Origin of the sequence: Lysinibacillus sp. G01H (assembly GCF_028872195.1) — a bacterium.
Taxonomy (GTDB): domain Bacteria; phylum Bacillota; class Bacilli; order Bacillales_A; family Planococcaceae; genus Lysinibacillus; species Lysinibacillus capsici.
Window position 1 is genome coordinate 4,226,322 of sequence record NZ_CP118397.1, and the last position, 23,573, is coordinate 4,249,894.

The 23,573-nt window shown below is 37.1% G+C and carries 21 protein-coding genes; 6 read left to right on the forward strand and 15 right to left on the reverse strand.

What is annotated here, in order from left to right; all coding sequences use genetic code 11:
• Positions 1 to 54: 54 nt before the first annotated feature.
• The 9 genes from PSR12_RS21470 to PSR12_RS21510 all read right to left on the reverse strand — a co-directional run bounded on the left by PSR12_RS21470 (position 55) and on the right by PSR12_RS21510 (position 9,581).
• Positions 55 to 912, reverse strand: a complete 858-nt coding sequence (locus tag PSR12_RS21470; protein ID WP_004231994.1) for a CvfB family protein — start codon at positions 910 to 912, stop codon at positions 55 to 57.
• 28 nt (positions 913 to 940) lie between these two features.
• The gene (gene mntR, locus PSR12_RS21475) at positions 941 to 1,360 is read right to left on the reverse strand and encodes a transcriptional regulator MntR (RefSeq protein ID WP_004231993.1); all 420 of its coding nucleotides are present in this window, start codon (positions 1,358 to 1,360) and stop codon (positions 941 to 943) included.
• Between the two features lie 122 nt (positions 1,361 to 1,482).
• Positions 1,483 to 1,779, reverse strand: a complete 297-nt coding sequence (locus PSR12_RS21480; RefSeq protein WP_004231991.1) for a late competence development ComFB family protein — start codon at positions 1,777 to 1,779, stop codon at positions 1,483 to 1,485.
• A gap of 170 nt (positions 1,780 to 1,949) precedes the next feature.
• Positions 1,950 to 4,073 carry a heavy metal translocating P-type ATPase gene (locus tag PSR12_RS21485; RefSeq protein ID WP_274770463.1) on the reverse strand — a complete coding sequence of 708 codons (2,124 nt, stop codon included), beginning with the start codon at positions 4,071 to 4,073 and terminating at the stop codon, positions 1,950 to 1,952.
• On the reverse strand, positions 4,054 to 4,425 hold the full coding sequence (locus PSR12_RS21490; RefSeq protein ID WP_221681424.1) for an ArsR/SmtB family transcription factor: 372 nt from the start codon (positions 4,423 to 4,425) through the stop codon (positions 4,054 to 4,056). Before PSR12_RS21490 ends, PSR12_RS21485 begins: the two co-directional genes overlap by 20 nt.
• Before the next feature lie 142 nt (positions 4,426 to 4,567).
• Positions 4,568 to 6,937, reverse strand: coding sequence for a penicillin acylase family protein (locus tag PSR12_RS21495; RefSeq protein ID WP_274770465.1), 2,370 nt, complete (start codon positions 6,935 to 6,937; stop codon positions 4,568 to 4,570).
• Positions 6,938 to 7,332: 395 nt separating this feature from the next.
• Complete coding sequence (locus PSR12_RS21500) at positions 7,333 to 8,088, reverse strand: exodeoxyribonuclease III (RefSeq protein ID WP_274770466.1); 756 nt, start codon at positions 8,086 to 8,088, stop codon at positions 7,333 to 7,335.
• A gap of 52 nt (positions 8,089 to 8,140) precedes the next feature.
• Entirely contained in the window at positions 8,141 to 9,055 is a 915-nt protein-coding gene (gene murB, locus PSR12_RS21505; RefSeq protein ID WP_221681427.1) for a UDP-N-acetylmuramate dehydrogenase, read from the reverse strand.
• Positions 9,056 to 9,275: 220 nt separating this feature from the next.
• The gene (locus PSR12_RS21510) at positions 9,276 to 9,581 is read right to left on the reverse strand and encodes a winged helix-turn-helix transcriptional regulator (protein ID WP_004231981.1); all 306 of its coding nucleotides are present in this window, start codon (positions 9,579 to 9,581) and stop codon (positions 9,276 to 9,278) included.
• A 359-nt stretch (positions 9,582 to 9,940) separates the two neighbouring features.
• Here PSR12_RS21510 and PSR12_RS21515 point away from each other — a divergent pair, with 359 nt between their 5' ends.
• Together PSR12_RS21515 and PSR12_RS21520 are read left to right on the forward strand one after the other, a co-directional pair.
• Complete coding sequence (locus PSR12_RS21515) at positions 9,941 to 10,468, forward strand: YceI family protein (protein WP_221681429.1); 528 nt, start codon at positions 9,941 to 9,943, stop codon at positions 10,466 to 10,468.
• A 34-nt stretch (positions 10,469 to 10,502) separates the two neighbouring features.
• Positions 10,503 to 10,868: a DUF2500 domain-containing protein gene (locus PSR12_RS21520; protein WP_221681431.1), complete on the forward strand. Its 366-nt coding sequence runs from the start codon at positions 10,503 to 10,505 to the stop codon at positions 10,866 to 10,868.
• Positions 10,869 to 10,899: 31 nt separating this feature from the next.
• Here PSR12_RS21520 and PSR12_RS21525 read toward each other — a convergent pair whose 3' ends face one another.
• The 3 genes from PSR12_RS21525 to PSR12_RS21535 all read right to left on the reverse strand — a co-directional run bounded on the left by PSR12_RS21525 (position 10,900) and on the right by PSR12_RS21535 (position 15,076).
• Positions 10,900 to 13,260, reverse strand: coding sequence for a bifunctional 2',3'-cyclic-nucleotide 2'-phosphodiesterase/3'-nucleotidase (locus tag PSR12_RS21525; protein WP_274770469.1), 2,361 nt, complete (start codon positions 13,258 to 13,260; stop codon positions 10,900 to 10,902).
• Positions 13,261 to 13,563: 303 nt separating this feature from the next.
• On the reverse strand, positions 13,564 to 14,190 hold the full coding sequence (locus PSR12_RS21530; protein WP_048394231.1) for an FMN-dependent NADH-azoreductase: 627 nt from the start codon (positions 14,188 to 14,190) through the stop codon (positions 13,564 to 13,566).
• A gap of 178 nt (positions 14,191 to 14,368) precedes the next feature.
• The gene (locus PSR12_RS21535; RefSeq protein ID WP_274770470.1) at positions 14,369 to 15,076 is read right to left on the reverse strand and encodes a DsbA family oxidoreductase; all 708 of its coding nucleotides are present in this window, start codon (positions 15,074 to 15,076) and stop codon (positions 14,369 to 14,371) included.
• A gap of 125 nt (positions 15,077 to 15,201) precedes the next feature.
• Here PSR12_RS21535 and PSR12_RS21540 point away from each other — a divergent pair, with 125 nt between their 5' ends.
• On the forward strand, positions 15,202 to 16,581 hold the full coding sequence (locus PSR12_RS21540; RefSeq protein WP_274770471.1) for an FAD-dependent oxidoreductase: 1,380 nt from the start codon (positions 15,202 to 15,204) through the stop codon (positions 16,579 to 16,581).
• Positions 16,582 to 16,619: 38 nt separating this feature from the next.
• On the opposite strand, the gene PSR12_RS21545 is transcribed toward PSR12_RS21540, so the two are convergent.
• Entirely contained in the window at positions 16,620 to 17,546 is a 927-nt protein-coding gene (locus PSR12_RS21545; protein ID WP_274770473.1) for a manganese-dependent inorganic pyrophosphatase, read from the reverse strand.
• Between the two features lie 437 nt (positions 17,547 to 17,983).
• Between PSR12_RS21545 and PSR12_RS21550 the strand changes: the two genes are divergently transcribed.
• Complete coding sequence (locus PSR12_RS21550; protein ID WP_255601421.1) at positions 17,984 to 18,814, forward strand: GNAT family N-acetyltransferase; 831 nt, start codon at positions 17,984 to 17,986, stop codon at positions 18,812 to 18,814.
• Between the two features lie 110 nt (positions 18,815 to 18,924).
• Here PSR12_RS21550 and PSR12_RS21555 read toward each other — a convergent pair whose 3' ends face one another.
• Positions 18,925 to 19,788 (reverse strand): MurR/RpiR family transcriptional regulator, encoded by an 864-nt coding sequence (locus PSR12_RS21555; protein WP_274770474.1) that lies wholly within the window; start codon positions 19,786 to 19,788, stop codon positions 18,925 to 18,927.
• 316 nt (positions 19,789 to 20,104) lie between these two features.
• A complete protein-coding gene (locus tag PSR12_RS21560; RefSeq protein ID WP_221681445.1) occupies positions 20,105 to 21,334 on the reverse strand; it encodes an MFS transporter in 1,230 nt (409 codons plus the stop codon).
• A gap of 204 nt (positions 21,335 to 21,538) precedes the next feature.
• Here PSR12_RS21560 and thrC point away from each other — a divergent pair, with 204 nt between their 5' ends.
• Together thrC and thrB are read left to right on the forward strand one after the other, a co-directional pair.
• Positions 21,539 to 22,591, forward strand: a complete 1,053-nt coding sequence (gene thrC, locus PSR12_RS21565) for a threonine synthase (protein WP_004231969.1) — start codon at positions 21,539 to 21,541, stop codon at positions 22,589 to 22,591.
• Positions 22,588 to 23,502, forward strand: coding sequence for a homoserine kinase (thrB, locus tag PSR12_RS21570; RefSeq protein WP_274770476.1), 915 nt, complete (start codon positions 22,588 to 22,590; stop codon positions 23,500 to 23,502). The genes thrC and thrB overlap by 4 nt, the downstream gene beginning before the upstream one ends.
• Positions 23,503 to 23,573: the final 71 nt, after the last annotated feature.

Consider the following 23,573-nt stretch of genomic DNA (forward strand, 5'->3'; position numbering starts at 1 on the left):
CTCGTCACTTTTCCTGCTGTAAATGTTTTGCTAGCTAGTCAAACTAACCATCCTTTAAATTTCTTCAGTCCAACCGTCCTGTTGTTTCACTTTACCAGCTTTCATTAATGTTCCTAAGGCACGTTTAAATGCCCCTTTACTCATATTAAACATTTCTTGAATCTCTTCAGGAGACGATTTATCACCAAATGGCATTTTACCACCCACATCCTGTATATAGTTTAATATTTGTTGTGCATCATTTGAAAGACGCTCATGTTTTCTTGGTAAAAGAGAGCCATTCATGGAACCATCGTCTTTTACATCGATAATACGAACAACTACATCTTGTCCTAATCGAGGCTCATTATTTCGCTCAGACTCGTGCACAAAAATACGGTAAGGAACTTCTACACCTAGCAAAAATGTTCCAATCGGTAACAAACGATATGGGCGTGCTTGGATATTCTTATTGTGCATATCTTCAAATGCACCTTCATATAGCTCCGAAATTTTTTCCTCTGTGGCTAAACGACCAAATAAATCACCGTTACGATCTGTACGTAGTGTCATAAATAAATGATCACCTGGTTCTGGCCAAACCTCTTTTAATGCAGGTAAATCCTCTGCTCTTACTAATACTTCACGAGATGTACCAATATCCACAAAAGCACCTTCACGTTCCACTACTTTCAAGACACGTGCCCAGCCGTATTCACCTTGTGTAAAAGCTGGAATAGACGTTGTTGCAGCCAAATCTCCACGACGGTCTGCAAATAAAAATACTTCAAGGCGGTCACCTACTGTTAGTGGCTCAGTTACCTCTGAAGCATTTAAAGGTAGTTCTTCAACTCCATTTGTTAAAATCCATTTTGATGCTTGTTGCTCTAATACCGTTAATGTAACGACTTCACCTGATTTTAATGCGTTCATATTGTCTCCCTTTCCTTCACACCATCATTTAAAGATTGTGCTGTGTCTTAGATGCCTCTAATTTTTTCACGATGTCTGGATTTTCTTCCATTACTTGCACAAGATCTGCAATACGATCGATTGAATTCCAACTTAAATGATGTTCAATTCCCTCCACATCATCATAAATACGTTCTTCATCCACACCAATCATTCGTAAAAACTGCTCGAGCAATTCATGACGCTGCACAAGACGCTTTCCGAGCTTATCCCCTTTAGGCGTCAATGTCAGTCCACGGTACTTTTCATAAACTAAATAACCATCTTTATCTAATTTTTGAACCATTTTTGTAACAGAAGAAGGAAGAACAGATAATGCTTCAGCAATGTCAGACACTCGCGCATATCCCTTGTTGGCAATTAATAAATATATTTGTTCGATATGGTCCTCCATACTAGGTGTTGGCATATCCTTTTCCCTCTCTTTCCTTTTCTTACTCTCTAGTTTACTACAAGCTTGGCTTAAAAGTTAACTGAAAATACATAGCCTAGAAAAACACTTCCTTTACAACTTAAATAGAGCCTCTTCTATTAAGAAGTAGGCTCTACTTTGTGTCGAGGATACTTATTTACCACATGTAACGCATGAATAATCTCTTTATTAATGCGCTCAATGTTTCCAGGAGTATTCATTTCTTTAAATGCCTCATCTCTAGCTTCCATAGATGTAACATACTTACTTGGCAATGCATTTAGTGTAAGTGCCACCGTGTCTAATTCACAGATTTCGCATTTACAAAATGTTTGATATTCTGGTCCTCGTAGTAAAAAGCTTACTAAACCACGCACAATTTCTTCTGTAACATTTACTAAAATAGGATCTGACATATTCAAACTTTCGCCTCATTTATATTTAATTGTTACATTACTCCTGAAACTATAATAGCCTTAAAAAAAGTCTTTTTCAAGAATCACAAGTAGCATCTATTCGCATAAAATCCCTTGTGTCAAAGCAAGATTAATTTCCTATCTTTTCAGATCGTTCTACACCTTACTTACTACTTTTTTGCTCTAATTAGTCTTAATGAATTAAACACAACTAATAGTGTTGCACCCATATCGGCAAAAATTGCTATCCATAATGTTAACCATCCTGGTATGACAAGTAGCAATGCAATTAATTTTAAAACTAGGGCAAATATAATATTTTCTTTAATGATACGTAATGTTTTTCTGCTCAAGCCAATAGTGTAAGGAAGCTTTGTTAAATCATCACCCATTAAGGCAATATCTGCTGTCTCAAGAGCTGCATCCGTTCCTGCTCCACCCATGGCTATTCCTACGTTTGCAGTGGCCAATGCTGGTGCATCGTTTACACCATCTCCAACCATTGCTACAGCACCAAATTGTGCACGTAAATCCTTAATCGCCTTTAATTTTTCTTCTGGTAACAAACCAGCGCGCACATCTGTCATCTTTAATGAAGTAGCAATGGCTTGCGCTGTAGGCTCTGCATCGCCTGTTAGCATCACCATATGCTTTACTTTTAAGGCATTTAATTTGTTCAATACGTCCTTGCTTTCATGACGTAATTGATCAGCAATTGCAATCAGGCCAATAAGTTGATTATTCGAAACAGCTGATACTACTGTTTTACCCTGTTCTTGCAAATTCTTAACCTGATTTTCTATATTTTGATCTACAGAGGTTAATGAAGTAGCCCATTTCATGCTACCTACATAAATAATCTGATTATCAACGGTAGCATAGGCACCTTTTCCTGTTACTGATTGGAAATCTGTTGGTATGAGCTCAGATAATTTTTTATCGTGTAATCTATTTAAAATTGCTTTAGCTAAAGGGTGCTGTGACTGTTTTTCTACCGCTGCCACTAGTTGTAACACATAGTCCTCTGACCAATTTTCAGTCGTTACGATATCTGTTACTGCTGGCTGCCCTTTTGTTAATGTTCCTGTTTTGTCAAAGGCAACAGCTTCAATATGTCCTAGCTGCTCTAAATGAACACCACCTTTGATCAGTACACCTTGCCTTGCTGCATTACCAATGGCTGTAACAATGGCAACGGGAGTAGAGACGACCAGTGCACAAGGACATCCTACCACTAAAACAGCTAGACCTTGGTAAATCCAATGCTGCCAATCACCTATTAATAAAGGTGGAATTACAGCTACTAGAAAAGCAATAATCATAATCGCTGGTGTATAATACTTTGCAAAGCGATCTACAAATTGCTGAGAAGGTGCCTTTTCTGCCTGTGCTTCTTCCACTAGATGAATTATTTTAGCGATAGTAGTATCTTCTACACGCTTTGTCACACGTACTTCAAGTGCACCCTCTTCATTTAAAGTCCCAGCAAATACTTCATCATTTACTGTTTTATTTACGGGAATCGACTCACCTGTAATAGCTGCCTGATTGACTGCAGACAATCCACTAATGACTATGCCATCCATCGCAATCTTTTGCCCAGGCTTTACAATCAAAATATCTCCTATTTCTATATCCTCCGTAGGTAACTCAACCTCATGGTAGTGTTCACCGTGGGCTCTTTTGATAATCGCTGTTGGTGGAGCAATATCCATTAATTGACGAATAGATTGACGTGCTTTATCCATTGAATACGCTTCAAGTGCCTCACTCACAGCAAATAAGAATACGACCACTGCCGCTTCCTCCCATTCACCGATAATAGCAGCTCCGATGATGGCGATTGTCATAAGCGTCTTCATATCAAATTCAAAGCGAACTAAATTGCGGAAGCCTATTTTAAAAATACCCACTCCCCCCACAAGGATAGCTATAATAAACATGGCAATCGGTAGCGGGTTCGATTCCCCATTCATACCCACAAATAGATAACCTAGAATGACAAAAAGCAATGAAATTCCTGCTAGAACATTTTCCTTTTTACGATAAAAAGGTGTAGTATTTTCAAGTGCTTTTGCTGCCGACTGTGTAACCTTAATGCCATCAAAGGCACCTGCTTCTTCAATTTGGTCTACACTAATAGCACCGATTACTGTAATTTTAGAAGCACCAAAATTCACTTGTGCATCCTGTACTTCTGGAATAGCCTTTACATTTTTCTCAAACTTTGCTGCACAACTAGCGCAGGATAAATTTTGTAATCTGTATTCTTGTTTAATTGGCGTCGCTGCCATTCGCAATCCCCTCTTTCGCATGTTCGTAGGCAATTGTTACAATTTGATATACATGCTCATCCGCTAAAGAGTAATACATTTGCTTGCCTTTACGGTGTGATCTCGCTAAATTATTATCTTTCAAATATCGTAAATGATGGGATGCTGTAGCAACTGAAGAACCAATAATAGTCGCAACATCACAAACACATAGTTCATCTTCCACCGTTAAAGCATAGGCAATTTTAAGTCTAGTTTCATCAGATAATGCTTTTAAAAATTTTGCTACACCTGATAAATCAGGCATTTGTTGTTTCACCTTTGTGACTGCTTCTTCATGTACAAGCGTCACCTCACATATTTCTTTTGGCATTTTTCTCACCTCATTCAAATATTCGTTTGATTGTATTCAATGTAACATATTATTCCATCATATTCAAACCAATATTTGAATGTTAGGATGTATATCCTTAAATAAAAAAAGTTAGCGCACCTTCTGTACGCTAACCCTTTTATTACTTCGCTATTAATTGTAATGTTTTCCCTTTTATCTCTTCCTGTTTGATAAATGTTTGATGGTAATCACCATTTGCCCAATCCAATACCTGATCTTGATACCAATCAGATTTCACATGACCACTTTGACCAGGGCCAACAATATGATAGGCTGAGCTTAAATCACCTACATCCACCACAAAACGCCAAGATGCACCGTGATCTACATTACCAGCTAAATCATTATCTGCTGCTTGTACGGTAACTTTCGAACCACCAATAGGAACCTTTTTAGCATTAAAATAGGCTGCAAGAATAGGCGATGCACTTCCTAGTGTATGGTCAAAAGTAAGCTGATGGTAATCACCCCATTGCCATTTCGAGGAATTTTTCCCGAATTGATTTTCTAATTGTGCAACCGTTAGCTCAAATGCCTTGTATACGGTTTCATCAATGCCACCCTGCTCCTCAACCCAAATACTTTTCTCTCCTGAATAGGCTGTACGTAAGAGCTGGTCTGTAATATTAAACTTCCCATACATGATGCCATACATATCTTCAGGCATTTGATCTTTAAACAAAACTTCCTGTAACTTAATCATTAATGTATGGAACACAAGTGGTGCACCTGATTCCTTTGCATCCACCATATCCCACTTCTCTAGCATGGCCATAATCTCAGCGTACTTCCCATCCTGATCTTTTTCTTTTATCGATGTTAATAAATCAGGCAGAAATTCTCTTGCATAGAGATTGTGCTGATCCATTTGCAAAGCCATCATATCGTCTACTGTAATCGCATCATTTGCCTCTAACACTTCTTTAATTCTTTCGAAACGATAAGGTTGCGCCCAGAAATCAGTGATGTGATAAGGGTAGTCCTCTCCTATTACTTGGTTATTTGCGGTTGCAATAAAACCTTCTTTTGGATTTACTAGAGTTGGTAATTCACCCCATGGTATAAAGCCCTCCCAGCCATAATCACTCGAATCACCTGGAACTGGTAATTGGCCTTCACCTTGCTTACGAATAGGTATTTGACCATTAGCTTTATAAGCAATCGTACCGTCCTTTGATGCAAATACAAAATTTTGTGCTGGCGCTTTAAAGTCTTCTAAAGCTTTTTCGAAATCACCCCAAGTTTTTGCCTTATTAAAACCAAGCACTGCTCTTAGTTCAGCTGTCGGTTGTAGTGCTGTCCACTGCATCGAAAATTGTGCGGTTGGCTCTGTATCTTTAAAAGCTAAATCTGTCATTATAGGGCCGTGACGTGTAACAACGACTTCAAAATCTACCGTTTCTCCATCTTTTACCTTAATTGATTCGTCGCGTACCTCTGCTTGTTCCCACTTTCCATCGTATCTGAATTGTGTTGGATCATCTGGATTTGGTATTTCAATATATAAATCCTGTACATCTGGACCCACATTGGTTACTCCCCAAGCAATTTCATCATTATGGCCTAATATAATACCTGGAATCCCTGCAAAGATAACGCCACTAACATTTTGCTGTGGTGATTGCAGATGCATTTGATACCAAATAGAAGGGGTGCTTAACCCTAAATGTGGGTCATCTGCTAAAATAGGCGTTCCTGATTTCGTTTTATCACCTGAAACTACCCAATTATTACTTCCATTAAATTCGTTTGGTAGCATTTCCGCACTGAATTGCCCAGCTACTGCTACAGGATTTTGGATATTGGCCTCGATAATCGCCGAAGCATTTTCTGGATATTTAATAAATAATTCTTTTGCCTTTTCTTCATCAAAATTCTGTAATGCCCAATGACGAAAAGCTAATGTATTCCAATTTCCACCCAAATCATAGGCCATATATTTACCAATTGTTAAGGAATCAACAACTGTCCACACCTCTGGTTCATAGCCTAACAAGGCAAATTCATAGCTTAGTGTATTACTTTCCTTTGCCTGTGCAATAAAAGCATTTACTCCTTCAGCATACCATTCCAGTACTTGTTTGCTTTCGTCATCATAGGCAGCTAATGATGTCTCTGCAGCATTTCTCAAGCTAAATGTACGGAAATGTTTGTCGGTATTAATCGTTGCTTCTCCAATAATTTCAGATAATCGACCACTTGCCTGCCTTCGTGCTAAGTCCATTTGAAATAGTCTATCTTGCGCTTGGACATAACCTTGCGCACGATATAAATCAGCATCTGTTTTGGCAAAAATATGTGGAACCCCTTTTTCATCTCTCGTGACTGTCACATCCTGATCCAGAATAGTAACAGCTAACTCACCATCAATCACCGGCTTAGATTTATTCATAAACCATGTAAATCCAATAAAAGCCACAAGAGCCAAAGCAGCTATTATCCCAGCTATGACAATGAGCCACTTTTTCCAATTAAACTTTCTCTTCCCCACTGAATAACCCCCTCTTTGCACTATATTCCCGTACTACCTTCCCAAACCCGCTTTGAAACGTAAATTTTTTAGCGAAATTTATTACTTTATGTATATAAAATTGTCTCTAAATACAAAATTTTATATTTATTCGCTATTAGAATAGTATAAACAATAGAGATTATAGAGGCTACTGAGTAATGTTAAAAATTCGCATTCATAAAGATATGATGTATCCTCTCTCATGAAGCCGTCCTATTGTGGTGGAAGCGGAGAATCCCACATGGTTGGAACGTCTACTCCTCACTTTCGAGCTATCTCCCCTGAAATTATCACACCTCACATTTTTAAAAGTCACCTTATTAATTTACAAATACAAAAAATCGTATTTCCATTTAGAAAATACGATTTAAGTACTAGCATTGTAATTGCAATTCAATTGGACAATGATCACTGCCAATAATGTGTGGGTGAATTGTTGCGCTTTCAATTTGTTCCTTCAATTGATTTGATACAACAAAATAATCGATACGCCAACCAATATTACGTTCACGCACTTTATTCATATAGGACCACCATGTGTAGTGGTCAGTTTCCTCAGGATGCTTGTATCTAAAAGAATCTACAAAACCACTTTCCAATAACGCTGAAAATTTTGCTCTCTCTTCATATGTAAAGCCCGAATTTCCAATATTAGATTTTGCATTTTTTAAATCAATTTCCGTGTGTGCAACATTTAGATCACCACAATAAACCACTGGCTTCTGACTATTTAGTTCTTGTAAATAGCTAGCCAAACGATCCTCCCATTGTAAACGTAGTGGTAATCTCGCTAAATCACGTTGTGCATTTGGTGTATAAACATTTACTAAATAGAAATTCTTATATTCTAAAGTTATAATTCTACCTTCATCCTGTGAATCTTCGGCGCCCACTCCATACTTAACAGACAATGGCGTGTGCTTCGTGAAGATTGCTGTTCCAGAATACCCTTTTTTCTGCGCGTAATTCCAATACTGTTCATAACCTTCGATAGAGAGCTCTACTTGTCCAGCTTGACATTTTGTTTCTTGGATACAAAAGAAATCAGCATCTATTTGATGAAAGAACTCTAAAAAGCCTTTACCGAGACATGCTCGTATCCCATTAACATTCCATGATATAAATTTCATTTTATCCACACTCCTAAAAAAACGCCCTTCGGCTTATGCGAAGGGCATCCTATTATAGATCGTCACCAACAATTTTAACTTCCGTCTCTAATTCAACGCCAAATTTTTCTTTCACTACACGTTGAACCATTTGGATTGTCTCAATATAGTCTGAAGCAGTAGCATTTCCTTTGTTGACAATAAATCCTGCATGCTTGGTAGAGACTTCAGCATCACCAACACCTTTACCTTGTAGGCCACTATCCTGAATAAGTTTTCCAGCAAAATGTCCAGGTGGGCGTTTAAATACACTTCCAGCAGATGGATATTCTAAAGGCTGTTTTGATTCACGTTGGAAGGTTAAATCAGCAATCTTCGCATCAATTTCCTCCTGTACACCTACTGCTAATTGAAATTCAGAGGACAGCACATAATAACCCTTTTTGGCAATAATGCTTTGTCGGTATCCTAGCTCAAGTTCTTCTTTACCTAATATTAAAATGTCCCCTTCTTTTGTTAACACCTTCGATGAAACAATAATATCTTTAATCTCCCCGCCATATGCACCTGCGTTCATAGCCATTGCTCCACCAATTGAACCAGGAATACCACATGCAAATTCAAAACCTGTTAAGGATGCTTGCGCTGATAGCTTCGATACATCTTTGATCAGTGCTCCACTTTGTGCATACACATGCTCACCAGTAATACGAATCTCATCTAAGCGTGAAAATGTTACAACGATTCCTCTATGACCGCCATCTCGAACAACCATATTAGATCCGTTACCTAACATTAATAAAGGAATATTATTTATATATGCATAGCGAATAACGGATGCTGCCTCTTCTTCTGTTTCAGGAAGAACAAAAACATCTGCTTTGCCACCTAATTTTGTCATTGTGTATTGCTGTAATGATTCATTTAACTTAATATTGGCAGGATTAATGCTTTTTGCTAAATCCATCGCCCATTGTTCTTTTGTCATGAGAGCTAATTCCTTTCTAACGTCCTTCTTACTCTACACCAGTATGGATTTACAACCCCAATTTGACAAGTAAAATGAAGGGTATTTTTATCTCATAGTTAAAAGACAGGTAAGACCTGTGCAGAGATGATGAATATTATAAAGAAAATTGACAGTCATTCCAAGTGTCGTTTTTAGCACACTATTTCATTGTATTATCTAGTAAAATAATCTATTCACCTTAGAGCCAACTACTTGCCCATGTTTCGATATTACGAATAGCACCTTCAAGTGCCTGACCTTTATCTGTTAATGAATACTCAACGCGTACCGGTACTTCTGAATATACTTTACGTTCAACAAGTCCCTCTTTTTCAAGCTCCTTTAAACGTTCTGATAATAAACGTCCACTGACAGGTAGTGCAGATTCGATTTCATTAAAGCGCTGTGGTCCATCTAGTAATTGATATAATATTAACCCCGTCCATCGTTTTCCAATTAAATCCATTGCTTTAGCTAAACGAGGACACAAAGTTGTCTCATTCATAATTTTTCACCTCTATGTACCTATTGTAACGATTAATGCTCTAAATGTAAATTTGAAGTAACTTATTTACGTAAAATAATCTATTAACTTTTATATATTTAATTACAAATAGTAACTTATAATTTCAAGGTTTGTCATATCTAACAAGGGTACATAAAATTTCTTAGACTAAACGCTATCCTAATAAAACGCACATATTTCCAATAATATGCCTATTCCATTTTAAATATGTTTTGTTTCATGTTCACAGATTACACTTTTATAGAGGGAAATACTTCCACATTTATAAAAAACTCATTGAATATGCGATTTGTTTACTTTATCATTCGTTGTAGAATGCTGTTTTAGGAGGTTTTCAAATGAAAAAATATACTATCGATTTCAGTCATTCAACAATCGGGTTTTCCGTAAGACATATGATGATTTCTCGGATTCATGGTACGTTTGAATCGTACAGCGGTGAAATAGTTGCATCCAATATCGAACAAATGCAGGATGCAAACATTTCTATCACGATTACAGTGGCTAGTGTCTCCACCAAGAATCATGATCGCGATGTCCACCTTGTGTCTCCTGACTTTTTTGATGCAGACGTCTATCCCAAAATAGTATTTACCTCTACATATATTGATAAACTTGATGATAAAAATTTTGCTATTCATGGTGATTTAACCATCAAAAGCATAACAAGACCTATCGTATTTACAACAGTATATACAGGAAAAGGTGTGAATCCATGGGCACAAGAAGTTTTTGGCTTCCAAGCTAAAGCCCAAATTGATCGTCGTGATTTTAATCTAGTCTACAATACCTTTTTAGAAACAGGCGGTGTATTGATTAGCGATGAAATAGACGTGATAGTAGATCTTGAATTAAATCCTCTTTAAGTATTGTTTCTACCTTAAAGAAAGGGAGGAATTTATGTTTTGGTTTGATAATGGTTTTTTATTTGGCTCCGCTTTTATTACCATCATCTTCTTTATTGTTTTTGGGAGCATAGCCTTTATGATTGTAAACGGTATTATCACTTGGTCTAAAAACAACCGTTCACCAATTTTAACAGTACCCGCTAAGGTTGTGACAAAGCGTACGAATATACGTGGGGGATCTAACAATACTGGGGCATCTACGTCCTATTACGTTACGTTTGAAGAGCAAAACGGTGAACGGCATGAACTAAAGATGAATGGCTACGATTATGGTCAGCTTGTAGAAGGTGATCTTGGCATTTTAACCTATCAAGGTACACGGTATCATTCATTCAACAGACATAAAAAAGGAGAGTAGCGATTATCGTTACTCTCCTTTTCCTATTCTTTTATTTAATTAAATATTTAGCAAATCCAGCTTCTGTATCTTCTAAATATTCAATACCACTACCTACTGGAATGAACTTTTGTGCATCTTTTGCAGATAGGTAGATAACCTTTGTATTGGCTGGGAACGATACAAATGACCAGTTATTATCCGCAGCTGGGTTAATTGTTTTATTCGCCATAATATAATCTACAACAGCTTGTCGATTTTCATAAGCATAGTTTGTTATGTTAGAGCCGTCAGCATTTTTAAATGTCGCCCCATATGATCCACCAACACGATAATTATTTGTAATGATGATGAACTCTTGTTTCAAATCGATTGGTTTACCATTATATTGTACATTCTTAATTCGATTTGCCTTTTCATCAGTAAGATTACCGCGGCGGTCATATTTTGCTGGCGATGTGACATCAATTTGATATGTTAAGCCATCTAACACATCAAAGTTATATGAACGAGCTTCTGCATCGATAATATTTTGCTCTTCTGTTTTAGTCGGATCAATTGTTGCAAAAATACCAGCAGCCATCTCTAACCACTCGATTGCTTGTGCGCCTGTCACTTTAATCGTAGCAACAGTATTGTCATAATGATAAATGTCAGCCATATTTTTAATAGCAAGTGGTCCTACAGGAATATTTGTATAATCTAATGGATTATTACGAGATCCTGCTTTGAAAGGTGCCCCAGCCGAAAGAATTGGTGTCTTTTCATCAGCCGTACCCTTTAGCTCTTGTTCGATAAACCATTTTTGAGCTTGTGTTACGATTTGAATGGATGGATCATCTTGCACCATTGAAAAATAACTATGGATTGGTGCAGTTGTTTCTCCAACAGGCTGACGGATATACGTTAATGTGCCATCATGTGCCTCTTTAATAGCTTCTAAAACCGTTGTGGATGGTTGTAAACCTTCTTGTTTGATCGATTGCAATGAACCTTTACCATCTACCACTACCCACTCAGATCCTTGTTGTTCTAGTTTTAAATCAATTACACCAAGATGACTACCATAGCTACCTGCCATAACAGTAGGAACACCGTGAATTGTACCCTTTTCTTGGTCAACATCTTTCAAATCCTTATAGTCACCAGGGAATGTTAAATGAGAGTGTCCTGTAATTAAAGCATCAATACCATCAATTTCTGCTAATTGGTAACCAACATTTTCAGCACCCTTCACATAAGTATCTTCACCGATACCTGAATGTGACAGAACGACAATCACGTCTGCTCCAGCCTTTTGCATTTCTGGTACTACTTCTTTCACAGCTTCTACTGGCTCTTGCATTTCAACTTTACCTGCTAAATGAATGGCATCCCATTCAACAATTTTCGTTGGAACAATCCCTGTTACACCAACTTTAAGTGTATGCTTTTTACCTGAACTATCTACCACTTCTTTATCAAGAATGACATAAGGTGTAAACATGCGTTCTTTTGTTTTTGCATCATAGGTATTAGCATTTACGACTGGATACTTTGCATCGTTTAACACTTCATCTAAAAAGTCTAGACCATAGTTAAATTCATGATTTCCTAAAGTTCCACCATCGTATTTCAATGCATTAAGTGCAGCAATTGCTGGATGAACTTCACCTGGCTTTAAAACACTTTCTAAGGCTTTATATGAGCCAAGTGGTGTGCCTTGAATTAAATCGCCATTATCAAATAGTAATGTGTTTGGATTTTTTGCTCTTGCTTGCTCAATTAGTGTGGCTGTATTAGCCAAACCAAGCTCTGCTGATGGAGCATCTAAATAGTAATTGTAATTAGCTAAATTGGTATGAATATCTGTTGTCCCTAAAATCTGAAGATCAACTGATACGTCAGTTGAAGGTGCTTTATATTCAGCTACAAAGCGCTCCACAATACTCTCCATCTGTTCCTTTGTCACATAGTCACGAGGACGAATAGTATTATCCTCAAATGCTTGTAAAATGTTTGCAGCAACAGCATTCGCTAAATCTTGTTTATATGCCGCTGCAATTTGATCTGCATCCTTGAATTGTTCTAAAATTGTGAGGGAAGCGTTTTCACTAACTAGTCCGCGAGCAGAGATAACAAATGCTTGTTGACGTGTTAATTTGTCATCTGGACCAAATGTCGTTGCTGTTTTACCTTTAATAAGTTTTAATTGAACAGCTTTTTCTACATAAGGTGCTAAATCCTTAGAGACATCCTTAAAGGCAAGCGAAGAGCCGTCACCTATCTCTACATCTAAATTTTCTACTAATTCTTTTACATAATCTGCGCGTGTTACATCATTGGAAGCAGCATCAGCAGAAATTCCAAATGGTATAAACGCGAAAAGGACTAGTAACGTCGTCAAGAAATTAGTTATTAATTTCTTATACATACAACAACCTCCTTAATAATCTAGTATTTTCCTACAAATACTATTATATTAAAACCATTCTAATTTTTACTGAATATATAGTCCTAATTATATGTATATTTAAAAGAATGGTTAATTACTTCCCCTCAAAATCATAGATTTCTACCATTCTTCATTTTTCTATTAAATAGGATGTTAGTAAATGTAAATTCTAAATAATTAGTTACTGTCAATATGTCCTACCTCCATACCACACCATACATCTGTTGACAAAATAAAAAAAGTCCTCTCAAAATTGAGAGGACTTTTATTAAAAAATAATTTTTATGCATTCACAGTTTGTAGTGATTGAGCTACCTTTTTCACTTCTTCTAGGCCATTCGCAATAATTTCTTGTGCTTTATCTGGTGAAGCATTGTGACCTTCAATAATCACTTCTTCAATAACTTCCATCCCGAATACGCCACCTACTACGTTTTTAATGTAGTTTACTGACATTTCCATTGGTTGAGCTTCTGGTGATGAATAGTAGCCACCACGAGCATTTAAAATAATCGCTTTTTTGTCAGTCATTAAGCTAATTAATTGACCATTTTCACCATATTTGAATGTGAATCCTGCTTGGTATACATAGTCAATAAATGTTTGTAAAGGTGCTGGAATTGTTAAATTCCATAGTGGGAATGCAAATACAACTAAATCAGCGGCAGTTAATGCATCCATTGCTTTTTGTTTTGCAGCTAATAGGCGTGATTCAATGTCTGTTAACTCTCCACCATTTTGTACTTTACCAAAAGCATTGAAAAGGTCTTGTCCAAAATAAGGCATATCTTCTGCAAATACGTCAAAAGTTGTTACATTGGCACCCTGCACATTTTCCATGAAAGTATCATACATTTTTGTTGAAATACCGTCTGGACGGTTGTTAGCTTTTACTACTAAAACGTTCATTATATAAAATCTCCCTTAAATTTCAAAATCTAATATCTCGAATTCAAGATATGTGTTTATCTTAAAAAATTTCATCTAAAATGTCAATGCTACTTGCCTCAGACTTTTGACTGAAATATTCTATCTTTCATCCATTCTAACAAGAGGAGTTGAAAGCCTTACTCCTCTCTCTAGTAAGCTAAAATTTACAGTTATCGTCTGTACAAATACCCGCATCACCTGTGCCAGCCATCTTTAGCGATGGTCGTAAACCCTCTTCTTCAGCAACTTTACGCAATGTATCCTCAAATACCTCCTGCGGTTGTGCACCTGAAATACCATACTTACGGTTTAGAACAAAGAACGGTACCCCTCGCACACCAAGCTGGAGACCTTCCTGAATATCCGCTTCTACTTCATTTTTATAAACATCATCGGCAAGAACCTTAGCAACTTCTTCACGCTCTAGCCCTACTTTCTCAGCTATCTCTAATAAAACATCATCTTGACCGATACGCTTTCCTTCAATAAAATGACTGTGTAAAAGTAACTCCACTAGAGCTGTAACATCTCCCTGTTTTTCAGCCCATTTTACAAGCCGATGTGCTTTTAGCGTATTCTCTTCCATCAAATTGCTAAAATCATAGTTTAGCCCTACCTCTTTCGCACGTTCCGTTACACCCATTGTCATTTCCTTTGCCTTCTCTAAGGACATTCCATATTTCTTTGCCAATGATTCATAGACAGTACTATGCGAATCTATTGGAGTAGTTGGATCTAGTTGATAGCTTTTATAGACAAGCTCCACCTGCCCAGAATAGCCAGTATCCTCAATCGCTTTCTCTAATTGTTTTTTACCAATATAACAAAATGGGCATACATAGTCAGACCAAATTTCAATTTTCATTTCTTACTCACTCCTTTTGCTACATTGTAGCGATAGTTGAAATCACAAGGCAATTTTAATGCCTCACTGCATAAATTTTCAAGTTCTTCTACATACTGAACACAAAAACGATGTGAGGTTTCTATATGACACAATCTCTTTGGCTTGCTACAACTGAGTCAGTCTCTTTATCTTCTCTTTCTTCCTCAACAACATGCGATGTATGTATAATCGGTGGTGGCTTAACTGGTTTATATACTGCCTATACTTTAGCAAAAGCAGGTGTGGATGTAGTTCTTCTTGAAGCAAATACCCATTTTGGTCACGGTACGACAGGGCATTCAACAGGAAAATTAACAGCCCAGCATAGTATTGTATATGCAAATCTTTTAGAAAAATTATCTTTAGAAGAGGCACAGCTTTATTATCAACTGAATCAACAAGCCATTGATAAAGCTAGACAAATACTTCCACTAGACAGCGTTCGTTCAGTGGATTCACTGTTATACTGTCAAACAAAAGAAGGCTATGCACAATTATTAAAAGAATGGAATGTCTATAAGGTTTTAAACATTCAGTCTAACCTTACCTCTGACACAGAGCTCCCATTCCCTATTACAAAGGCTTTATGTATGACACAACAAGCACAAATAAATCCTGTTGAAGTAAGTAATTTCCTTACGAAAGAGGCACAGAAGATGGGCGCCAAACTTTATGCAAATACTCGTGTTCAGCAGTTAAACATACCACAAAATAACTTATATACCGAAAAAAATATGTCGGTTCAATATAATAAACTTATTTTATGTTCACATTATCCCATCGAAGCATTTAAAGGACTTAAACTTTTTAAATTATCCAATAGTCGCTCCTATATGGTTGCAAGCAAAACCTCTGAGACTATGCAAGGTCAATATTTATCAGTAGATTTTCCTTCTCGTTCGATACGTACTGCCACGATTAATCAGGAAAATTATTTAGTATTAGGAGGGGCGAATCACATTGCTGGCGAGACCGTTCATACTGAGCCATATTATGAGGCCATTTCTAATGAAATGAAGGAGCATTTTGAACAACAGCCACTCTATCGATGGTCAGCCCAGGATATAGAAACACCTGATATTGTCCCTTATGTTGGAAGAATTACAAACTCCTTACCTAACGTACTAATTGCCACTGGCTATCGAAAATGGGGAATTTCCAATTCCTTTGTCGCTGGTGATATCTTATCGTCTCTTTTAACAGGCTCAAAGATCGAAGAGGGTGCTATCGCTCTTTATTCACCATCACGTACTAAATTCGGTGCCCAATTCATGCAAATGCTGAAAGTAGGAGGCTTTGTTGCCAAGGAATATATAGCTGGGTATATGAGGAATGCCACTGCTCCAACCTGTACTCATTTAGGCTGCAAAACGAAATGGAATGAAGCTGATGAAACATGGGATTGTCCTTGCCATGGTTCCCGTTTTAACGCTAAGGGTGAGGTACTTGAAGGCCCTGCAGTACAACCATTAAAACTCGATTAAAAAAGAGGTTGTCTTAATAGACAACCTCTTTCCTATCTTTATTTTAGTGCTTCTGTTAATACTGGTACAATTTGTTTCTTACGAGAAACAACACCTGGTAATACAACACGATTGTTGACAAGTTCAGCACCGAATCCTTTTGCTGCCGCTTCTGCTACTTGCCCAATTGCAACAGCTGTAGAATCATTATTCAAAATGTCAGTCACAACGAAGAAGAATAGATCTAAGCCATTTTCTGCAACATTTTTATTAAGTAGTATTTCTAACTCCTCTTGACGATTAAGCACATCGTTAACATCAACTGCATTAACTTGAGCTACAACAGATTTGTACTCACCAAATTGAAACTCTTTTGCATCTAATGATAATAAATCTTCTAATGATTTATCAGATAAATCAGCACCTGCTTTTAGCATTGCCAAGCCATACTCTGCAATTTCCACACCAGCAATTTTTGCTAGCTCTTCACCAGCTTTTACATCTTGCTCTGTGCAAGTCGGTGATTTGAATAATAATGTATCTGAAACAATTGCAGATAACATTAAACCGGCAATATTGGCTGGTATCGCTACTTCGTTTTCATTAAATATTTTGTTTAAAATTGTAGCTGTACAACCTACTGGCTCGGCACGATAGTATAATGGATCGGCTGTTTGGAAGTTTGCAATACGGTGATGGTCGATAACCTCTGTAATTTGTACTTCCTCAATGCCGTCAGCTGATTGCTGGAATTCATTGTGGTCAACAAGGATTACCTTGTCCACTTCACCAGCAACAGAAGAAATTAAACGAGGCGCTTCAAAGCCAAATTTTTCCAATGCAAATTGGGTCTCATTATTAACATCTCCAAGACGGACCGCCTCAGCTTCTTCACCAATTTGCTGTTTTAAATAGGCATATACAATTGCAGACGTGATTGTGTCTGTATCTGGGTTTTTATGTCCAAAAACTAATACTTTACTCATTGAATTAATTCCTCCTAAAATAGCACTTACATTTATATTTTATTTTATCATACCTTATAGCCTGACAAGTGATAAAGTGAAACTTTGGAACAATTTCGCCTCAGCTTATTTGCCACTGACCCTCACTCTCGGTATAACAAACAGTGCTCATGGCGCCCTACTGTATTATTCAAATTTAATATGCAAATATAATGGCAGCGCTCTAAATCCATACTTTTCAAATAAAATATCTATATTATAACTAGCTTCAGTTGCTATGTATACTTTTAATAGGTCTAATTACTTCTATAAAATTCTCTATTTTTACCAACCTATTTTTAACATTCAATAGTAAAAATGCCTCTTTTTTATAAAATAATTAGTTTATATAGATATTTAGTTGGGTTTTCATATTTAAGTCATCATAATTTTATGCTATCATCAGGTAGTCTATATTTTTGGATATTCAGGAAATGGGGATTACGATGACGAAGAAGATAGAAAAAAAGTACATTCCTTTAGCTAACTATTTTGATGTAGCTTTACAACAAGAAATTACTTTATCCTTTAGTGAATTAGAAAACATTATGGGACAAGCATTACCGAACGCTGCCTACTTAAATAAAAGCTGGTGGAAAAAAACTAAGCCCCCTCTCTCACATTATTTATCATGGACAAATGCAGGCTATTATGTCACTGATGTTAAACTAGGTTCTAGTGTATCTTTCTCACGTACGCAAATGAAGTCTACTGAAAACAACACTTCTAATAGTGAGGAGAATTCATCTGCATACATAATACGAGGGATTGAAGCATCTGATGCTAGATCATTTATTCATTTACAAGAGGAGATTTTTCAAGAAACTGACTTCATGTATAATGTTCAAAACGAGCTAGATCTCACTGTCCAACAACTTCGTAAAAATTTAACCTATTGGAAGCAATTAAAAAACCGTACTATACTACTTTGTGTACTCAACGGAATTTTTGCAGGTTATGCGGTTATTCATGGATATAAACAATCAAAAGCTAGACATGTTGCCTCTATTCGTTTAGCTGTGAAAGCAGAGCATCAACAAAAAGGTATCGGCTCCGCACTGATGAAAGCTGTTGAAAGTTGGTCTAAACAACATGATATTTCCCGTTTAGAGTTATCTGTTATGGAGCATAACAATGTAGCTTTACACCTCTTTACAAAGCTAGGATTTCATCAGGAGGGCATTCGAAAAAATGCCATTAAATTAAATGATACTTTTATTAATGAATATAGCTTAAGTAAAATTCTATAATTCACTTTTCCTAGATGTCTAAATACTATTTGGACATCTTTTTATATAGAAAATTTCAAAAAAATACGCATAGATAGTGTGTTTCAACAAACTATCTATGCGTATTTACATTAAAAAACCTGCTTTTCTCTAACAGCATCTAAGAATAATACATTACTTTCTACTTGCTCATACAATTGCTGATATTTTTCATAGTGGTCTTTATCCTGGTTTATCATTTCCTCTATCAACGCATGCAAAAATGAAATCAAGACTGGGGCAATGTCTAGAGAAGAATGATTTTTAGTGCCGAGGGTAAATAATGCACTGGCATATTCTCGCATAGGCGAAAATGCAGAACCTGTAATGGCAATAATTTTTACTTTCTTTACCTTTGCAATTTCAACAATCGTTTTAATATCCGCAATCTGTTTATCAAAAGATAGTACAATTAAAGTCGTATGTTCGCCCATACTGTTTATTTGATTCACTAAATCATCTGAGTCTAAACGAAGCTGCTTAATATTAGCACGAAGTGTTTTCAATGTATTAGATAACCAATTTGCAACAGATGCATTGTAACGAGTACCTAGAATATAGATATTATCTGCTTCATGCATCCATTTTGAGCAGTTTTGGATCTGCTGATCGTTGATCAAATGAATTGTTTCTTGAATATTTTGGCTATCTCGTTGCATCACCTTACCAAAGCTAGTATTAGTCAGCTTCTTAGTATATGTAGGCTGTAGATTTGCACCTACATCTTGAGACATAATAAAGCCTCTAACTTCCTCTTGCAGTTCTACATACCCTGACAAATCCATAGCATAACAAAATCGAATCACAGTTGATTCACTTACATTAGCCAATCTGCCAACCTCTGCAGCTCCATTAGCAATCACTGTTGTGGGATTATCCATTACAAATTGCGCTACTTTACGCTGGCCCTTTGACAGCCTTACAAACCTTTTCTTTATATCCTCATGAATACTCATTCCTAACAACCTTTCTTTCAATGACCTTATCACGAACGGGAGATTGTTTCCTACTGACTCAAAATTCGATTAAAAATACAGTATCACGATTACAATTTGAATACAATGACTTTTCTGAAAAATCTTCATCGCATTAACCTGCTAATAAAACAATTTAATTTACTCTTTAACCATTTTATATTGATTTGTCATTTTAACAAATAAATCAGTAAAATCGAATAAAAATTAATAAATGCTCATTTTTATGTATTTTTTAAGCGAAATTAGACAAAAATGTCCTAGATCAATTCTCTGATCCAGGACATTCTGTTTCATATTATTCTAATTCAAGCTGCTTCGTTTCCTTACCAAGGAAGATGACCCCTACAACACCGATAATAATTGCCCCACAGAAAATGGCAAAGATAAAACCTATATCATAGCCTGCCGTTAATAAAAACCCAACGAGCAACGGCCCAAAAATACCACCAATTCGTCCAACCGCTGCTGCCATACCAGCACCTGTTCCACGAATAACCGATGGATATTGTTCGGGTGTATAAGCATATAATGCTCCCCAAGCCCCCAAGTTAAAGAAAGATAAAAACATCCCTGAAGTTAGCAATACGGCTAAAGTATCTGCATTTCCAAAAATATAAGCACTCGCTGCAGTACCAATTAGATAGGAAACAAGGACAAATTTACGCCCGAACTTTTCTATAAACCAAGCAGCTGTAAAGTAACCTGGTAATTGAGCTAAAGTCATGATCAAAACATATTTAAAGCTTGTGATCATGTCAAAGCCCTTCCCTACCATCACACTTGGCAACCATAAAAACATGCCATAATACGAAAATACAACCGTAAACCATAATAGCCACAGCATAAATGTAGAACGAGCATACTTTTTTGACCAAACCTCTTTCATATTTTGACCAATGCTCCGTTTTTTCGCTTCTTCCTTCACCGTAAATTGAGGTGAATCAGGCAAATGCCAACGAAGATAAATAGCATAAAACGCTGGAAGTGCTGTTAGTATAAGGGCTACTCGCCAGCCCCATGTGGGAATAATAAAATACGAAATAAGTGCCGCTATTAACCAACCTGCTGCCCAAAAGCTTTCAAGTAATACAACCACACGACCTCTTTCTTTGGCAGCCACACTTTCAGATACAAGTGTTGAAGCTACAGGCAATTCTCCTCCTAGCCCCATCCCTACTAAAAAGCGTAAAATTAAAAATGCAGTTAATGTTGTTGTAAAAGCGGACAAACCACTTGCAATAGAAAAAAGGACAAGTGTCCACATAAATATTTGCTTGCGACCTACTTTATCAGCAAAGACACCGAAAAAGAGAGCTCCTACAGCCATCCCGATAGAATTTATACTACCAATCCAACCCGATTGACTTGGTGATAGTCCCCACTCAGCGGCCAATGCTGCAATGACAAAGGATAGTATACCAACGTCCATTGCATCGAAGAGCCACCCAACCCCCGCTACACCCAATAACTTATTTCTGGAAATGGATTGCTGAGGTTTCTTTGTTACTGCTGTATTTATTGTCATTCTAACCACCTGTCTTTACACATGACTTTACATTATAAGATTACTATACAGTTGTTTCAAGAAAGTGACAAGTACTATTCAAATTACCGAATTGTTTCGACAATTAGTGAAATGGTATTGAAATAATAGTGCTATTTGCGTTAAAATGTCTTTTATACAAAAACAACTGTTCTTTCTATAAGAACAAAAGGAGATCGTTACGTTATGTGGAAAGGCCTTATTGAAGAATATAAACAATTTTTACCCGTAACTGAAAATACACCTGCTTTAACTTTAAACGAAGGCAATACGCCTCTTATACATTTAGTGAATTTATCTAAGAAACTAGGCATTGAGCTTTACGGAAAAATTGAGGGTGCAAATCCTACTGGCTCATTTAAAGACCGAGGAATGGTATTTGCTGTTGCAAAAGCTATCGAGGATGGAAGTCAATGCGTTATTTGCGCTTCTACAGGAAACACTTCCGCTGCTGCGGCTGCCTATGCAACTCGTGCAGGCATCCAATCAATCGTTGTTATTCCAAAAGGTAAAGTTGCTCTTGGAAAGCTAGCACAGGCAACAATGTACGGGGCAAAGATCATTGAAATTGACGGAAACTTTGATGATGCACTCAATATCGTTCGCCAAGTAAGTGAAACGACACCAGTTGCACTTGTTAACTCTGTAAACCCATACCGTATCGAAGGTCAAAAAACGGCTTCGTTTGAAATCGTAGATGCCTTAGGTTCAGCCCCTGATTATTTGTGTATTCCAGTTGGGAACGCAGGTAATATTACTGCATATTGGAAAGGGTTTAAAGAATATCACGCTGCAAAAAATTGTGGTCTACCAAAAATGTATGGCTTTGAAGCTGAAGGTGCTGCAGCAATCGTTAAAGGTGAGCCAATTGCTAATCCTGAGACAGTGGCAACTGCCATTCGTATTGGCAATCCTGCGAGCTGGACATTGGCAGAAGCTGCTCGAGATGAATCTGGCGGTATCATTGATTCTGTTACAGATGAAGAAATTGTAGCAGCCTACAAATTAATTGCAAGTACAGAAGGCATTTTTGTTGAGCCTGGCTCTGCAGCTTCTTTAGCAGGTGTTATGAAATCTGTTGCAAATGGAAAAATCCCTCAAGGCGCCAAAGTTGTAACAATCTTTACAGGGAATGGCCTAAAAGATCCTGATACAGCCATGAATGTATCCACTGTAGAGGTCGTATCCCTTAAAAACGATGAAGAAGAAATTCGTGCATATATTGAGGGTGTACTATGAGTAAAATGTGGCAAATCTCAGTTCCTGGAAGCACAGCCAACTTAGGTCCAGGCTTTGATTCAATAGGACTTGGCTTGTCTCTTTACTTACAGCTTTCTGTTACATTGCAAGAACAATGGGAAATTATTCATCTTGATGATAATGGTCCTAAAGAGTTTGAGCTTGAAGAACACTTGCTATACGTCATTGCTAAAAAAACTGCAGATCTATATGGTCAACAGCTACCTGCCTGTCGTGTGGAGATGGCTAGTGAACTTCCGTTAGCACGTGGACTTGGTAGCAGTGCAGCAGTTATTGTTGCAGGTATTGAGCTTGCTAACCAAGTCTGCGAGCTGGAATTAACAATTCAAGATAAACTCAATCTCTCTTCACAAATTGAAGGACATCCAGATAACGCAACTGCTTCAGTTTTAGGAGGATTAACGATTTCTTCGATGGATGACAATGGCGTAGTCGATACATTCCACATCAATGATATCGATGCCTCCTTTGTGGTATATGTACCAGATGTTGAATTAAAAACGAGCGAATCCCGTTCTGTTTTACCAGAGCAATTTAACCGTTCCTATGCTGTTCATGCCTCAGCAAATGCGAATATGTTAGCCGCTTCTTTAATGGTACGAGATTTTGAACGTGCTGGACGTTATATGGAGGCAGATTTATTCCATGAACCGTTTCGTGCAAAGCTAATTCCTGGTTATGATGAAATTCGTATGGCTGCAAAATCGAACGGTGCATATGGTACTGCTCTAAGTGGTGCTGGACCAACAATGATTTCTATTATTCCTTCTGCTATTGCCTCTGACTTCGTTGAATTAATGAAAAAGCAATTCCCAGAGCATCAAATTATTTTAACAAATGCTGATGAACATGGTGTACAAGTCAATGACTGTGTGAAACGTCTACTTTAATAGTAGGCGTTTTTTCTTGAAAGCAAGTTAGGATAAAACTAATATTATAGAAGTATAGAATTAGACTTTTA

Bases quoted from the DNA above. Each gene is read 5' to 3' on its own strand.
- PSR12_RS21470 (WP_004231994.1), bottom strand. From the start codon at position 912: ATGAACGCATTAAAATCAGGTGAAGTCGTTACATTAACGGTATTAGAG.
- mntR (WP_004231993.1), bottom strand. From the start codon at position 1,360: ATGCCAACACCTAGTATGGAGGACCATATCGAACAAATATATTTATTA.
- PSR12_RS21480 (WP_004231991.1), bottom strand. From the start codon at position 1,779: ATGTCAGATCCTATTTTAGTAAATGTTACAGAAGAAATTGTGCGTGGT.
- PSR12_RS21485 (WP_274770463.1), bottom strand. From the start codon at position 4,073: ATGGCAGCGACGCCAATTAAACAAGAATACAGATTACAAAATTTATCC.
- PSR12_RS21490 (WP_221681424.1), bottom strand. From the start codon at position 4,425: ATGCCAAAAGAAATATGTGAGGTGACGCTTGTACATGAAGAAGCAGTC.
- PSR12_RS21500 (WP_274770466.1), bottom strand. From the start codon at position 8,088: ATGAAATTTATATCATGGAATGTTAATGGGATACGAGCATGTCTCGGT.
- murB (WP_221681427.1), bottom strand. From the start codon at position 9,055: ATGACAAAAGAACAATGGGCGATGGATTTAGCAAAAAGCATTAATCCT.
- PSR12_RS21510 (WP_004231981.1), bottom strand. From the start codon at position 9,581: ATGAATGAGACAACTTTGTGTCCTCGTTTAGCTAAAGCAATGGATTTA.
- PSR12_RS21515 (WP_221681429.1), top strand. From the start codon at position 9,941: ATGAAAAAATATACTATCGATTTCAGTCATTCAACAATCGGGTTTTCC.
- PSR12_RS21520 (WP_221681431.1), top strand. From the start codon at position 10,503: ATGTTTTGGTTTGATAATGGTTTTTTATTTGGCTCCGCTTTTATTACC.
- PSR12_RS21525 (WP_274770469.1), bottom strand. From the start codon at position 13,260: ATGTATAAGAAATTAATAACTAATTTCTTGACGACGTTACTAGTCCTT.
- PSR12_RS21530 (WP_048394231.1), bottom strand. From the start codon at position 14,190: ATGAACGTTTTAGTAGTAAAAGCTAACAACCGTCCAGACGGTATTTCA.
- PSR12_RS21535 (WP_274770470.1), bottom strand. From the start codon at position 15,076: ATGAAAATTGAAATTTGGTCTGACTATGTATGCCCATTTTGTTATATT.
- PSR12_RS21540 (WP_274770471.1), top strand. From the start codon at position 15,202: ATGACACAATCTCTTTGGCTTGCTACAACTGAGTCAGTCTCTTTATCT.
- PSR12_RS21545 (WP_274770473.1), bottom strand. From the start codon at position 17,546: ATGAGTAAAGTATTAGTTTTTGGACATAAAAACCCAGATACAGACACA.
- PSR12_RS21555 (WP_274770474.1), bottom strand. From the start codon at position 19,788: ATGAGTATTCATGAGGATATAAAGAAAAGGTTTGTAAGGCTGTCAAAG.
- PSR12_RS21560 (WP_221681445.1), bottom strand. From the start codon at position 21,334: ATGACAATAAATACAGCAGTAACAAAGAAACCTCAGCAATCCATTTCC.
- thrC (WP_004231969.1), top strand. From the start codon at position 21,539: ATGTGGAAAGGCCTTATTGAAGAATATAAACAATTTTTACCCGTAACT.
- thrB (WP_274770476.1), top strand. From the start codon at position 22,588: ATGAGTAAAATGTGGCAAATCTCAGTTCCTGGAAGCACAGCCAACTTA.